Genomic DNA, 14712 nt, shown 5'->3' on the forward strand with positions numbered 1-14712 from the left:
TTATTTTTCGTCATTAGTTTTGGCATCAACAAACAAAGTAACATGGTTCGAACGCTTACGGATTCTGTAACCACGACCCTGAGGTGCAGGTCTCATTCGTTTCATTGTAACGCCCTCATCAACGAAGACCTTGCTTACATAAAGTTCGCCGTCTTCTGCCTTACGATCATTCTTAGTCTCCCAGTTTGCAATAGCCGAGCGCAGCAGTTTCTCAACATCTGCGGCAGCATGCTTTTTAGAGAACTTCAGTACTCCGAGAGCACGGTTTACCTCCATACCACGAATCATGTCGACTACATAGCGCATCTTGCGTGGAGAAGAAGGAATGCCATTGAGCTTTGCGAAGTACAAATTCTTGCGAGCTTCCTTTATTTTCTCAGCTGCTATATGTTTTCTTGCTCCCATTATTATTTTTACTTTTTAAATGGTTTGCCCTATCACTTCCTATTACCAGAGTGCCCACCGAAACGACGAGTTGGAGAGAACTCTCCGAGCTTGTGTCCTACCATGTTCTCTGTAATATAAACAGGGATAAATTTATTTCCGTTATGAACTGCAACAGTATGTCCCACGAATTCCGGGGAAATCATTGATGCTCTGGCCCATGTCTTAACGACACTCTTCTTACCACTCTCGTTCATAGCGAGAATCTTCTTCTCGAGTGATACATTGATATATGGACCTTTTTTAAGTGAACGACTCATAATTTACTCTTTATTTTTTATTAGCTCTTTCAATAATATACTTGTTAGAAAGCTTCTTCGGTGCACGAGTCTTGAGACCCTTAGCGTACAGACCCTTACGAGATCTTGGATGACCTCCGGACTGACGACCCTCACCGCCACCCATCGGGTGATCAACAGGGTTCATAACAACACCACGGTTGTGAGGACGACGACCCAGCCAACGAGAGCGACCTGCCTTACCAGACTGCTCAAGAGCGTGATCCGAATTACCCACACTACCTACGGTAGCCTTACAAGCAGAGAGTATCTTACGAGTCTCTCCAGAAGGGAGCTTAATTACACAATAACTGCCCTCACGAGAAGTCAACTGAGCAAAATTACCAGCCGAACGAACAAGCAATGCACCCTGGCCCGGACGCAATTCAATGTTATGAATCACCGTACCAACAGGAATATTTGCCAAAGGCAGAGCGTTACCAATTTCAGGAGCTGCTTCTGCGCCCGACATCAGCCTCGCACCTACCTGCAGTCCGTTAGGAGCAATAATATAGCGTTTTTCACCATCCACATAATAAAGCAATGCGATACGCGCCGAACGGTTCGGATCGTATTCGATTGACTTTACTACGGCTGGAACACCATCTTTCTCACGCTTGAAATCGATAAGACGATATCTTCTCTTATGACCACCGCCCATATAGCGGACTGTCATCTTTCCGGTATTATTACGACCACCGGTAGAATGCTTACCGTAAACGAGAGACTTCTCTGGCACTGATGCAGTGATTTCCTCGAAAGTGCCAATAACTTTGTGTCTTTGACCCGGTGTAACGGGTTTTAATTTACGTACTGCCATTTTTTATTAAATATTGCTATAAAAATCAATTGTATCACCCTCCTTGAGAGTAACGACAGCCTTCTTGAACGCCGCCTTCTGACCTTTCACAAGACCAGCCTTAGTATAGCGAGCGGAACGCTTGCCGGCATAGGAAGCTGTATTCACATCAACTACTGTAACATTATACAGACTTTCGACCTCTGACTTAATCTGGAGTTTGTTAGCCTCTGGACGGACAACGAAACCAAAACGGTTTGGCTGCTTGTCTGTAATCTTGGTCATCTTCTCAGTAACCAATGGTTTGATAATAAATGCCATAATCTACTTTCTCCTTCATTACTTTGTTAAGACACCGTCGATAAGCTTCAGCGAATTCTCCGTAATCACAAGAACATCAGCATTCAAAACTTTATACGAATTGAGTGCAGATGCAGTCATAACTTCGGCCTGCTGTAAGTTACGAGCTGACAAATATACATTTTTATTTACTTCTGGCAAAAGCAAAAGGGTTTTCTTCTCGTCGACTTTAAGATTTTTAGTGATATTTATAAAATCTTTAGTCTTCGGGGCGTCCATTGTAAAGTCTTCGACAACAACAATGGCGTTTTCCTGTGCCTTATAAGACAAGGCAGACTTACGAGCAAGAACTTTTACCTTTTTATTCAATTTAAAGCTATAATCACGAGGCTTTGGACCAAACACACGACCACCGCCCTTCAACAATGGAGAATTGATATCACCGCGACGAGCGCCACCACCGCCTTTCTGGCGACCCAGCTTACGAGTGGAACCGCTGTGCTCACTTCTTTCCTTTGACTTAGCGGTACCCTGACGCTGATTAGCGAGATACTGCTTCACATCGAGATAAAGAACATGATCGTTAGGCTCAATTCCGAAGATGCTCTCATTGAGAGTTACCTTCCTTCCGGTCTCCTGACCGTTGATATTTAATACGCTAACTTCCATTATTTCTCAATTAAAACGGTTGAACCTTTGCATCCAGCGAAAGAGCCCTTTACGATAAGGAGGTTCTGCTCTGGAATTACCTTTAACACTTGAAGGTTCTGAGTAGTAACCCTGTCCCCTCCCATTTGGCCAGCCATACGCATTCCTTTGAACACTTTAGCTGGATAAGAACAAGCACCGATTGAACCCGGCTTACGCAGACGGTCATCCTGACCGTGAGTAGCCTGCCCTACACCGCCAAATCCGTGGCGCTTTACAACACCTTGGAAGCCTTTTCCCTTAGATGTACCAATGACATCAACGAACTGAGCGTCGTTAAACAACTCAACCGTGATGGTATCACCAAGGTTGTACTCCTCATCAAACTTGAACTCGGCCAAGTGCCTTTTAGGCGTTGTGCCGGCTTTCTTAAAGTGTCCCATCATAGGCTTGGTAGTGTTCTTCTCCTTAGCCTCCGAGAAACCTAACTGAACAGCCTTGTAACCATCATTCTCTACGGTTTTAACCTGGGTTACAACACAAGGACCTGCTTCGATAACAGTGCACGGTATATTCTTACCGTCGGCACTGAAAACGGATGTCATTCCGATTTTTCTTCCAATTAATCCTGGCATTTCAATTAAATATTAACAATTAAACTATACTTTGATTTCTACTTCTACACCACTCGGCAACTCGAGCTTCATCAAGGCGTCAACGGTCTTAGCAGTTGAGCTATAGATATCGATAAGACGCTTGTAGTCTGAAAGCTGGAACTGCTCACGAGACTTCTTGTTAACGAAAGTACTGCGGTTCACAGTAAAAATACGCTTGTGTGTCGGCAATGGAATAGGGCCGCTAACAATAGCGCCCGTAGCCTTGACAGCCTTCACGATCTTCTCTGCTGATTTGTCTACCAACTGATGGTCGTAACTCTTCAGCTTGATTCTGATTTTCTGACTCATTGTGATTTTTTAAATTTGTATTTATAATTTAGAAAGAAAGGAACGCTCCTTAAGAGTCATTCGCTAAGCAGCGCCTCTCCACTCTATCTGTTAATTCTTAGAGAAGTTCCGAATGACCACCAGCCTCGTCGAGTACTGCTTTGGCAATCGTCGTGGATACAGGTGCGTGATGATCATACTCCATAGAACTTGTTGCACGACCAGAAGTGATGGTACGTAATGCTGTTACATAACCGAACATCTCTGCCAGTGGAACCATGGCTTTCACGATACGGGCACCACTGCGAGCCTCCTCCATACCCTGAACCATACCACGGCGCTTATTCAAGTCGCCGATTACATCACCCATATTCTCCTCTGGAGTAACAACCTCAACACGCATGATCGGCTCCATCAAGACAGGCTTTGCCTTAGGAGCAAGCACCTTGAATGCCTGATGGGCAACAAGCTCAAACGAAAGCTGGTCAGAGTCCACGGGGTGGAAGCTACCATCAGTAAGGGTTACTTTTAGACCAGTCATTGGGAATCCTCCGAGAACACCATTTGAGAGGCAATCCTTGAATCCCTTTTCTACAGACGGGATGAATTCCTTAGGAATATTACCACCTTTCACCTCATTGATAAATTGCAAGTCGCTTTCTGTGTAATCCTCGTCCTTAGGGCCAATGGTTACATCAATACAAGCAAACTTACCACGACCACCTGACTGCTTCTTATAAGTCTCACGACTCTGGGCAGTTCCGACAATCGCTTCCTTATAGTTAACCTGAGGCTTACCCTGATTACATTCCACCTTGAACTCACGCTTCAGACGATCGATGATGATATCGAGGTGAAGCTCGCCCATACCTGAGATAATGGTCTGACCACTCTGCTCATCGGTACGGACAGTGAAAGTCGGATCCTCTTCTGCAAGCTTGGCAAGTCCGTTATCGAGTTTTGCCACATCAGCCTGGCTCTTTGGTTCCACAGCAATAGATATCACAGTATCAGGGAACGACATAGACTCGAGTACGATCGGATGTCCCTCGTCGCAAAGAGTATCACCCGTACGGATATCCTTGAAACCCACACCCGCACCAATATCGCCTGCGTCGATAGACTCCATCGGAATTTCCTTGTTGGAGTTCATCTGGAAGAGACGACTGATGCGCTCCTTCTTACCAGAACGGGGGTTGTAGACATACGATCCTGCCTGCACCTTACCGGAATAGACACGGAAGAATACCAAACGCCCCATAAACGGGTCAGTAGCAATCTTGAACGCCAAGGCTGATGTAGGTTCGTCCTCTGACGGCTTACGGTCCTCTTCTTCATCTGTGTCGGGATTCGTACCAACAATGTTTTCCGTATCCAGAGGTGAAGGAAGGAAGGCGCAAGTATAATCCAACAGAGGCTGAACACCCTTGTTCTTATAAGAGGAACCAAGTGTCATCGGGGTAATCTCCATTGAGATACAGCCCTTGCGGATGGCAGCAATAATCTGCTCTTCCGAAATATCTTTACCCTCAAGGAAATTCTCCATCAGGTCCTCATCAAAGTCAGCAGCAGCCTCGAGCAACTTCTCGCGCCACTCCTGAGCCTCATCCAAAAGCTCTGCGGGAATCTCCTCAACATCATATTCTGCACCCATGGTCTCATCGTGCCAAAGGATTGCCTTCATCTTAATGAGATCTACTACACCCTTGAAGTTCTCCTCTGCCCCAATAGGAATTTGTACAGGCACAGGGCGTGCACCCAGGATATCCTTCATCTGCCGAACGGTCTCGAAGAAGTCAGCGCCTGAACGGTCCATCTTGTTTACATACCCGATACGGGGAACATTATACTTGTCTGCCTGGCGCCATACTGTCTCTGATTGTGGTTGCACACCATCGGCCGCGGAATAGGTAGCCACAGCACCGTCCAGCACACGGAGTGAACGCTCCACCTCTGCGGTGAAATCCACATGTCCCGGAGTATCAATCAGGTTTATTTTGTAAGTATTGCCTCCATAGTTCCAGTTACAGGTTGTTGCAGCTGATGTGATAGTGATACCACGCTCCTGCTCTTGCGCCATCCAGTCCATTGTGGCTGCGCCATCATGCACCTCACCTATCTTGTGAGTCTTACCTGTATAGAACAAGATACGCTCCGATGTAGTGGTCTTACCCGCATCGATGTGCGCCATGATACCGATGTTCCGAGTCAAATGTAAATCGCGGTTTGCCATTGTTTCTTTTTACCTTTAAAGTTTTGATTAGAATCTGAAATGAGCAAACGCGCGGTTAGCCTCGGCCATACGGTGCATATCCTCCTTGCGCTTGAATGCGCCCCCCTGATTATTAAAAGCATCCATGATTTCCGCAGCCAGCTTCTCGGCCATCGACTTGCCGCTACGCTTGCGGGCGAAAGTGATAAGATTCTTCATAGAGATACTCTCCTTACGCTCGGGGCGGATCTCCGTAGGCACCTGAAAAGTAGCACCACCGATACGGCGGCTCTTCACCTCTACCATCGGGGTGATGTTATCGAGAGCCTGTTTCCAAATCTCCAACGGTGGCTTTTCATCGTTAGCCACCTTCTCCTTGACAATATCAAGGGCATTGTAGAAAATTTTATAAGATGTATTCTTTTTACCGTCATACATCAAATGATTCACGAACTTCGAGACCTTCTGGTCGTTGAAGACGGGATCCGGCAAGATCACGCGCTTCTTTGGTTTTGCTTTTCTCATTGTTGTTTTTACTTTATTTGCGGAGGTTGTATCTTCTGTTCTTCAACGCCTGCACTCAGACATTTACTCAACCTTATGACTTTCTCCAGCAAAACGGTTGATAGTTTTTCTTTAGTTCCCAGGTCCTCAAGCATCTCCGCCTGTGGACTTTGGGTATAGCGCCTTATTACTTCTTAGCCTTTGGACGCTTCGCGCCGTACTTAGAACGACGCTGTGTGCGGTTTGCGACACCGGCAGTATCAAGTGTACCGCGAACGATGTGATAACGAACACCCGGGAGATCTTTCACACGACCGCCACGAACCAGCACGATGCTGTGTTCCTGCAAGTTGTGCCCCTCGCCCGGGATGTAGGAGTTCACCTCTTTGGAGTTTGTCAAACGAACACGGGCAACCTTTCTCATTGCCGAATTAGGCTTCTTAGGAGTCGTGGTATAGACACGGACGCAAACTCCACGACGCTGCGGACAGTTGTCCAAAGCCGGAGACTTGCTCTTGTCTTCCATGACCTTTCTGCCTTTTCTTACCAATTGTTGAATTGTAGGCATAATTTTACTCTTTTATTATTATATATTTAATTTTATATTTTCTCGACAGTTCGTGGCACGACATAACATGCCGTTTCGGGCTGCAAAGGTACACACTTTTCCTTAAACCACCTAATTAATAGAAAACGAAAAAGTCCTCGTCCTGTCGTTTTTAGCAAAATATAAAACCTATTAACATATTTTATACCACCCAAACTTTTCGTTTAGGCCTCAGGGGTTCCTTTTCCAAAGGGCAAAACCACACCAGGCTGTCCCTCTCCAAGGTCAATCTCCCCGAATTCCCGCTCATATTTATAGATATTCTCCTGAAGAGCTCCCAACAGGCGTTTTACATGTTCAGGAGCCATAATCACGCGTGCCTCAACCTCTGGCTTGGGAAGTCCGGGAAGGACAGCGGAAAAATCCAGCACGAAGTCGCTGTGTGAATGGCTGATCAATACCAGGTTGGAATAAATGCCTGAAGCCACCTCGGGCTTCAGGTTCAGTTGCAGCTGCATCTGCTGCTCATTATTTTCATTGTCCATAATCGCTATATATAATATAATAATGTATATGCAAAAATAGTGAATAAATTCGAGAAAACATCATTTCCCGGCATTATACTCCACACGCCTGCCCACTTCCGACCCTGCCAATAGCTGTTTAGGGTGTAGCAGAAGACGGGCGCATAGACTGGCGGAGCATATCACTTTGAAAGCGGGAGGTAGCATTGGGACACGGGTTTTCCGCTCTTTTCCCGCACCACATCAAAATAGCGCACATAGAGCCGACCGATGTCATGCGCCCGGAGGAAGGCCGTATCCACCTCCAGCATCGTGCTCCAGTAGTAGGCACTGCATCTCTCCGCTTCCGTCTTCGCCTCCTGGCAGGAGGAAAGGAACGGGGAAAGCACAATGCCACAAAGGCTGAAGAATAATATAATATATCGTTTCATACGCCCAGAATGCTACTGCCAATGTCTCACACAACCTAAACACATAAAGGAAAAGCTTAGAAGCAATACCCCGGAAGTTTGTCATAGGGCTACAGCAACACATCCAAGGACATCCGCTCCTGCGCCATATTGTATTGGCGGATCAAAGAGTCGTAGGAAAGAAACTCCACCCGAGAGACTATAGGCTCAAACGCAAATGCCTTTATCTTCTTGTCAAACTCCGCCTTTCTCCTTTTATCCGCCACAATAATCATTCGCGCGGAGAAGTCGCAGAGGTCGTCATACTTGAGAAGAGAGTTCTGGAAATCCGTCGAATGCTCCACCTCGAAGAACGAGTCGGGCAAGTCTCTTTTGTTGAACCAGATAACATCTATCGTGGAACTTCGCCGCATCACCTTATCCGTACTGAAGTGCGGAAGGGACTTCAGCGTACACACCTCGCCCAGTTCCCGATTGGAATATCTCCGATGAAAGTCCTGCCGGGGAACATAGGTGCCCATTTGCTTCATGTTGCCATACTCCACCAGCAACCCCTGATAGTAATAATGGTTAAACTCCCGCATCGCTTCCGTATCCCTGTTCGCCGGCGTTTCCTCTATCATGCCGTTCGCCTCAAGCTGCCTCCTGAAAGTCTCCAGCCCATACAATCCCGGCTTTATCCGATAGATTCCGACCTTGTTATGCCTCACGATGCGACGAATTGAGGCATAGGGTGTCTTCGTCTTCCACTGGCAATCGCCGATCTTGAAGACATTCTGGTTTATCTGTGCCAAGGTGGCCACGCCTCCCAGCATCTCTATGGTTTGTCTTACTGCTTCAACTTGATTCATAATAAGCACAAAGATAGGAAGTTTCTTGTTGAAACGCAAGGAATCTTCCTGTTTTTTGGTAACGCTCCCTGAAAAAACTTAAAACTTAAAACGAAGATATACCCTACGGCCAGCCGCCTTCCCACTCAATGGCAGTCCCAGTTATAGAGCACATCGGAGAAGCCGCGGCGGCGCAGTGCCTTACGGTTGATAAAGAAGTTGCCGACGCCCGCGTCGCCCCAGACGATGTTGCTTTCGTCGTCAGACACCGACTGCAGGAGCAGTCGCCCACCCTGCCTCCTGCCACCCGGGCGACAAACGGAGGCGGCTCCCGGGAATGTTACAGACGGCGTGTAACAGCATTACAAGCAGCGTGTAATCAGGTTACACGCCGTGTGTAATCCTATGGTTTGCCGTTCGCAATGCCGTCAATTGGCCATCTCAGAGAGGAACTTGATACGCACCAGTCGGATTTCTTCTTCCGAATAGTCCTCCCCCAGTTCGTCGAGAGCAGCTTCAATATCATCGGTTTCACTCTCGCGGAAATACTCATAGATGTCGTCTATCTGGTCTTCATCCATCACATCCTCAAGGAAGTAGTCGATGTTTAGTTTCGTTCCGCTGTAGACAATGGCCTCTATCTCGTCAAGGAGTTCATCGAAATCTTTCCCGAGAACGCTCGCTATATCATCGAGGGCTATCTTCCGGTCGATGTTCTGGATGATCTTCACTTTCAGCATGCTCTCCTTGGCCACCGTCCGCACCCGCAGTTCCTCGGGGCGTTGGATGCCTTTTTCCTCACAATGTCGCTTGATGAGTTCGCAAAACTCCTTGCCGTAGCGCTTGGCCTTGCCAGCTCCCACACCCTGAATGTTCTGCAGTTCCTCCAGCGTCACGGGATACATCGTGGCCATCTGCTCAAGCGAAACATCCTGAAATATCACATACGGAGGCAGTTCCAGCCGCACGGCCACTTTCTTACGGAAGTCGACGAGCATCTGATAAAGCTCCGGGTCAAGGACGCTCGTCCCCCCCTGTGCCTCTTCCTCGTCATAATCACTGAAGACGGTATCGAGCACCACCTTGAACGACTTCGGCTTCTTGATGAAGCGTTTGCCCGCCGGCGTGAGCTTAAGAAGCCCATAATTCTCAACATCCTTCTTCAGATAGCCGGCTATCAGAGCCTGGCGGACAACGGGACTCCATATCTTTTCGTCCTCGTCTTCTCCTGCGCCGAACTCCTCAAGGCCGTCGTGCTTGTGAGAGGCTATGTCATCGGTGGTTCTTCCCTTTATAAAATCTATTATATATTCCTGTCGGAAATTCTCCTTGAGCGCACTCACGGCCTTCAGGACGATCACGAGCTGATTCTTTGCCTCTATGTGTTCTTTCGGATGCAGACAATTGTCGCAGTTGCCGCAGTTGTCCTTCGGATATTCTTCGCCGAAATAGTGCAGCAGCATCTTGCGCCGACACACGGACGACTCGGCATAGGCTGCCGTCTCTTGAAGCAACTGCCGGCCAATGTCCTGCTCGGAAACCGGCTTCCCCTCCATGAACTTCTCCAGTTTCCGGAGGTCTTTACTCGAGTAAAAAACTATACATTTCCCCTCGCCGCCATCACGCCCTGCACGCCCGGTTTCCTGATAATAGCCCTCCAGGCTCTTAGGAATGTCATAATGAATGACAAAACGCACATCGGGCTTGTCTATGCCCATGCCAAATGCGATGGTGGCCACGATGACATCAATGCGCTCCATCAGGAAATCATCCTGCGTCTGCGAGCGGGTCTGCGTATCCAGTCCTGCATGATAGGGGGCCGCCTTGATGTCATTGGCTTTCAATACCTCGGCCAATTCCTCTACTTTCTTGCGCGAAAGGCAGTAGATGATGCCGCTCTTGCCGGCATGCTGCTTGATGAACATAATGATCTGCCGTTCGATGTCGCGGCTCTTCTGGCGCACCTCATAATACAAGTTCGGGCGATTGAAAGAACTCTTGAACTCCTTCGCGTCCTGTATGCCAAGACTCTTCTTGATGTCGGTGCGCACCTTGTCGGTGGCCGTTGCCGTCAGGGCGATGACCGGAGCATTGCCGATCTTGTTGATGGTAGGCCGAATGTTGCGGTATTCCGGGCGGAAGTCGTGCCCCCATTCCGAAATGCAGTGAGCCTCATCAATCGCATAGAAAGAAATCTTGAACGAGCGGAAAAACTCCAGGTTCTCCTCCTTGTTCAATGACTCCGGAGCCACATAGAGCAACTTAGTCCTGCCCGTCCTGACATCGTCCATGACCTGTTGGATGGCCGACTTGTTCAACGACGAGTTCAGATAATGGGCCACCCCATCCTCGTCGCTCATCCCGTTAATGACATCCACCTGGTTTTTCATCAACGCTATGAGTGGCGAAATGACAACGGCCGTACCTTCCATGATCAATGAAGGCAACTGGTAACACAAGCTCTTTCCGCCTCCGGTGGGCATCAGCACAAAGGTATCGTTGCCTGCCATCAGATTCCTGATTATCGCCTCTTGATCCCCCTTGAAGGTATCAAAGCCGAAATAGTGTTTCAGTTTTTCAGTTAGATTTACTTCTTTCGTCATATCAACAAGCAGATTCGGTCTACTTAGGTCAGATGGTATTTTCTGGTATGGTCTGCATTCCCGGAGTCTTCCATGCCTCCGCACGGAAGACCCCTAAGAATTCTATGCCGACTCCAACTTTTGCAAATGAGCTTTGTCTAACTGCTGCTTTGCATAGTTGAGAGTTACATTGAGGCTCTTCGTCCTCTTAGAAGGGATTTCAAACATGGCATCCATCATCACCGACTCAACGATTGAGCGCAGTCCGCGGGCACCAAGCTTATATTCAAGAGCCTTGTCGACGATAAAGTCGAGGGCTTTCTCATCAAATGTCAACTTCACCCCATCGATGGCAAACAGCTTCTCATACTGCTTGATGATGGAATTCTTCGGTTCAACCAGTATTCTTTTCAATGCTGCCCTGTCCAGTGGGTTCAGATAAGTGAGAACCGGCAGTCGCCCGATAATCTCCGGAATCAGGCCGAACGACTTCAAGTCTTGAGGAACGACATACTTCATCAGGTCGTTCTTGTCTATCTTTGCCACATTCTGCACGGAGTTATAACCCACGACATGGGTATTCATGCGCTGGGCAATCTTGGCCTCGATGCCGTCGAAGGCACCCCCGCAGACGAAGAGTATATTGCTCGTATTCACATGGATATACTCCTGATCCGGATGCTTGCGACCGCCCTGAGGAGGTACATTCACCATGGTTCCCTCAAGGAGTTTCAGCAGTCCCTGCTGAACGCCCTCACCGCTTACATCTCGGGTGATACTTGGATTATCACTCTTGCGGGCAATCTTGTCTATCTCATCGATGAACACGATGCCCCGCTCCGCAGCCTTCACATCGTAGTCGGCCACCTGCAGAAGGCGCGAAAGAATGCTCTCCACATCCTCGCCAACATAGCCTGCCTCCGTGAACACTGTCGCGTCTACAATCGTGAAAGGTACATCCAGCAACTTGGCAATGGTGCGGGCCAGAAGGGTTTTCCCCGTTCCCGTGCTCCCCACCATGATAATATTGCTCTTCTCTATCTCTACGCCGTTGTCGTCCCTTGGCTGCTCCAGTCGCTTATAATGGTTATAGACCGACACGGAGAGATAGCGCTTGGCCTCGTCCTGACCGATTATATACTGGTCGAGATATTTCTTGATTTCCTTGGGCTTCGGCACCCTCTTCAGCGAGAACTTGCTTTCGGTCTCGTTCTTTGCCTTGGCCTGCGCATCGGTAAGCCCCATCGACTGGACGATGGAATAGGCCTGCTGGGCGCAATCCTCACAGATAAAGCCGTCCAGGCCGCTGATCATCAGCTTCACCTGGTCCTCGGCTCTTCCGCAGAAGCTGCATACTTTCTTTTTCGTAGCCATTACTTCTTGCGTGTTAAGACCTGATCTATCATGCCATATTCCTGAGCTTCCTGAGCCGTCATCCAATAGTTGCGGTCGCTGTCCTGCCAAACTTTCTCGAAAGGAGTATGGGAATGGTCTGAGATGATAGTGTAGAGTTCCTTTTTAAACTTTTGGATTTCCCTTGCCTCGATTTCTATATCCGACGCCTGCCCTTGCACTCCGCCCAACGGCTGGTGAATCATCACCCGAGCATGAGTAAGTGCCGAGCGTTTGCCTTCCGTACCGGAAACAAGCAAGACGGCAGCCATCGAGGCGGCCATTCCCGTGCAGATGGTCGCAACATCACTGCTGATGAACTGCATGGTGTCATAAATGCCCAAACCTGCCGTTACGCTACCGCCGGGACTGTTGATATAGATTGAAATATCCTTGGCGGGATCAACGCTGTCCAGATACAGTAGCTGAGCCTGCAAGGTATTGGCGGTATAATCGTCGATTTCCGTTCCGAGGAAGATGATACGGTCCATCATCAGGCGCGAGAACACATCCATCTGAGTAACATTCAACTGGCGCTCTTCCAGGATATACGGGTTCAGATACTGCGCCTGTGCCTTCACGACATCATCCAGCATCATCCCGTCCACACCTAAATGCTTCGTGGCATAATTTCTAAAATCTCTATTCATTTCGTTCCTTCTAATTATTTATTCTATAATATATAAAGAGGAGTTATCCACTTTTTCTGTATATGTTGAGGCAACAAAGTTACTACAAAAAAGTGAAATGCGGAAAGATATAGTGATAGAATTGAGTTACAAGGGTTTTAGTTGAAGTGGCGATAATTCGTGAAGCCATTACAATCCCTGCCGAAGCCAAATCCTGACGCCGCAACGTTACTTGTTCGTAACCATGCCCGAAAATGCGACAAACGGGCACGGAGGGCGAAACAAGACACTAAGGAATAGTGAGTTACCGACAACTCACGCGAAAAATCCGGTTACGGAAAAAGATTGCGCCGTTCCTCTCCGTTTTGCGTACCGACACCGGACTCTTCACCAACTAATTTTGAAACCAAAAAATTAAGGACAATGAAGAGTACATTTTCAGTAATCTACTACCTCAAGCGTCAGGTAGTGAAAAAGGACGGGACAGTTCCCGTCATGGGACGCATCACAGTTGACGGCAGCCAAACGCAGTTCAGCTGCAAGCTGACTGTCGATCCGAAATTGTGGGACACCAAAGGTGGACGTGTCACGGGCAGAAGCACGGCGGCACTCGAAACGAACCGTATGCTTGACAAGATGCGGGTACGCATCAACAGGCACTATCAGGAAATCATGGAGCGTGATAATTTCGTCACAGCGGAGAAAGTCAAGAACGCATTTCTTGGACTGGAACACCGCCATCATACACTTATGCAGGTGTTCCGCCAGCACAACGAGGACTACGAGAAACAGGTGGAGGCAGGCATGAAAGCCAAAGGCACGCTGTTGAAGTACCGCACCGTTTACAAGCACCTGCAAGAGTTCCTCGACATCCGCTACCATGTGAAGGACATCGCCCTGAAAGAGCTTACCCCGGCTTTCATCTCCGATTTCGAGATGTTCCTGCGCACGGACAAGCACTGCTGCACCAATACCGTGTGGCTGTATGTCTGCCCGCTACGGACGATGGTTTTCATCGCCATCAACAACGAGTGGCTGACACGCGACCCGTTCCGCGAGTATGAAATCAAGAAGGAGGAAACGACACGCAGTTTCCTGACCAAAGAGGAAATACGCCTGCTGATGGACGGGAAACTGAAAAACGCCAAACAAGAACTGTACCGTGACCTCTACCTGTTCTGCGCCTTCACCGGGTTATCGTTTTCGGATATGCGCAGCCTCACAGAAGAGAATATCCGCACCTACTTCGACGAACACGAGTGGATAAACATCAACCGCCAGAAAACGGGCGTGGTGTCCAACATCCGCCTGCTCGACATCGCCAACCGCATAATCGGCAAATACCGGGGGCTGTGCGAGGACGGCAGGATATTCCCCGTACCGCATTATAACACGTGCCTTGCCGGTATCCGTGCCGTCGCCAAGCGTTGCGGCATCACCAAGCATATCACGTGGCATCAGAGCCGCCACACGGCAGCCACGACGGTATTCCTCTCCAACGGCGTACCCATCGAAACCGTCAGTTCCATGCTCGGACACAAGAGCATAAAGACGACGCAGATTTACGCTAAGATAACGAAAGAGAAACTCAATCAGGACATGGAGAACCTTGTGGCAAGATTGAGCGGCATTGAGGAATTTGCAGGTTGCACCATCTAAAAAAGAGGAG

The 14712-nt window shown here is 48.5% G+C and carries 18 protein-coding genes; 1 reads left to right on the plus strand and 17 read right to left on the minus strand.

Annotated features, from left to right (window positions below):
- From rplV to clpP, 17 genes are all read right to left on the minus strand, one after another.
- A complete protein-coding gene (rplV, locus tag C7120_RS02345) occupies window positions 1-405 on the minus strand; it encodes a 50S ribosomal protein L22 (protein ID WP_107620220.1) in 405 nt (134 codons plus the stop codon).
- A gap of 32 nt (window positions 406-437) precedes the next feature.
- Window positions 438-704 (minus strand): 30S ribosomal protein S19, encoded by a 267-nt coding sequence (rpsS, locus tag C7120_RS02350; protein WP_107620221.1) that lies wholly within the window; start codon window positions 702-704, stop codon window positions 438-440.
- Window positions 705-714: 10 nt separating this feature from the next.
- Complete coding sequence (gene rplB / locus C7120_RS02355; RefSeq protein ID WP_107620222.1) at window positions 715-1542, minus strand: 50S ribosomal protein L2; 828 nt, start codon at window positions 1540-1542, stop codon at window positions 715-717.
- A gap of 6 nt (window positions 1543-1548) precedes the next feature.
- Window positions 1549-1842, minus strand: a complete 294-nt coding sequence (rplW, locus tag C7120_RS02360) for a 50S ribosomal protein L23 (protein ID WP_107620223.1) — start codon at window positions 1840-1842, stop codon at window positions 1549-1551.
- A gap of 18 nt (window positions 1843-1860) precedes the next feature.
- Window positions 1861-2490 (minus strand): 50S ribosomal protein L4, encoded by a 630-nt coding sequence (gene rplD / locus C7120_RS02365; protein WP_107620224.1) that lies wholly within the window; start codon window positions 2488-2490, stop codon window positions 1861-1863.
- Window positions 2490-3104 carry a 50S ribosomal protein L3 gene (rplC, locus tag C7120_RS02370; protein WP_107620225.1) on the minus strand — a complete coding sequence of 205 codons (615 nt, stop codon included), beginning with the start codon at window positions 3102-3104 and terminating at the stop codon, window positions 2490-2492. The genes rplD and rplC overlap by 1 nt, the downstream gene beginning before the upstream one ends.
- Before the next feature lie 24 nt (window positions 3105-3128).
- Complete coding sequence (rpsJ, locus tag C7120_RS02375; RefSeq protein ID WP_092113999.1) at window positions 3129-3434, minus strand: 30S ribosomal protein S10; 306 nt, start codon at window positions 3432-3434, stop codon at window positions 3129-3131.
- A gap of 97 nt (window positions 3435-3531) precedes the next feature.
- Window positions 3532-5646, minus strand: coding sequence for an elongation factor G (gene fusA / locus C7120_RS02380; RefSeq protein ID WP_107620226.1), 2115 nt, complete (start codon window positions 5644-5646; stop codon window positions 3532-3534).
- A gap of 27 nt (window positions 5647-5673) precedes the next feature.
- Window positions 5674-6150 (minus strand): 30S ribosomal protein S7, encoded by a 477-nt coding sequence (rpsG, locus tag C7120_RS02385; protein ID WP_107620227.1) that lies wholly within the window; start codon window positions 6148-6150, stop codon window positions 5674-5676.
- Window positions 6151-6316: 166 nt separating this feature from the next.
- Window positions 6317-6697 carry a 30S ribosomal protein S12 gene (rpsL, locus tag C7120_RS02390; RefSeq protein WP_092113994.1) on the minus strand — a complete coding sequence of 127 codons (381 nt, stop codon included), beginning with the start codon at window positions 6695-6697 and terminating at the stop codon, window positions 6317-6319.
- Between the two features lie 203 nt (window positions 6698-6900).
- Window positions 6901-7221, minus strand: a complete 321-nt coding sequence (locus C7120_RS02395; protein ID WP_107620228.1) for a DUF3467 domain-containing protein — start codon at window positions 7219-7221, stop codon at window positions 6901-6903.
- A 161-nt stretch (window positions 7222-7382) separates the two neighbouring features.
- Window positions 7383-7631 carry a hypothetical protein gene (locus tag C7120_RS02400; protein WP_107620229.1) on the minus strand — a complete coding sequence of 83 codons (249 nt, stop codon included), beginning with the start codon at window positions 7629-7631 and terminating at the stop codon, window positions 7383-7385.
- Window positions 7632-7720: 89 nt separating this feature from the next.
- Window positions 7721-8461: a hypothetical protein gene (locus C7120_RS02405; RefSeq protein ID WP_107621352.1), complete on the minus strand. Its 741-nt coding sequence runs from the start codon at window positions 8459-8461 to the stop codon at window positions 7721-7723.
- A gap of 125 nt (window positions 8462-8586) precedes the next feature.
- Window positions 8587-8724: a DUF1963 domain-containing protein gene (locus C7120_RS02410; RefSeq protein ID WP_107620230.1), complete on the minus strand. Its 138-nt coding sequence runs from the start codon at window positions 8722-8724 to the stop codon at window positions 8587-8589.
- Window positions 8725-8868: 144 nt separating this feature from the next.
- The gene (recQ, locus tag C7120_RS02415) at window positions 8869-11043 is read right to left on the minus strand and encodes a DNA helicase RecQ (RefSeq protein WP_107620231.1); all 2175 of its coding nucleotides are present in this window, start codon (window positions 11041-11043) and stop codon (window positions 8869-8871) included.
- Window positions 11044-11145: 102 nt separating this feature from the next.
- Window positions 11146-12396: an ATP-dependent Clp protease ATP-binding subunit ClpX gene (clpX, locus tag C7120_RS02420; protein WP_107620232.1), complete on the minus strand. Its 1251-nt coding sequence runs from the start codon at window positions 12394-12396 to the stop codon at window positions 11146-11148.
- Window positions 12396-13064: an ATP-dependent Clp endopeptidase proteolytic subunit ClpP gene (gene clpP / locus C7120_RS02425; protein ID WP_107620233.1), complete on the minus strand. Its 669-nt coding sequence runs from the start codon at window positions 13062-13064 to the stop codon at window positions 12396-12398. The genes clpX and clpP overlap by 1 nt, the downstream gene beginning before the upstream one ends.
- Window positions 13065-13466: 402 nt before the next feature.
- Here clpP and C7120_RS02430 point away from each other — a divergent pair, with 402 nt between their 5' ends.
- Complete coding sequence (locus tag C7120_RS02430) at window positions 13467-14702, plus strand: site-specific integrase (protein ID WP_004371695.1); 1236 nt, start codon at window positions 13467-13469, stop codon at window positions 14700-14702.
- The last annotated feature ends 10 nt before the right edge of the window (window positions 14703-14712 follow it).

This window comes from Prevotella sp. oral taxon 376 (assembly GCF_003043945.1).
GTDB lineage: Bacteria > Bacteroidota > Bacteroidia > Bacteroidales > Bacteroidaceae > Prevotella.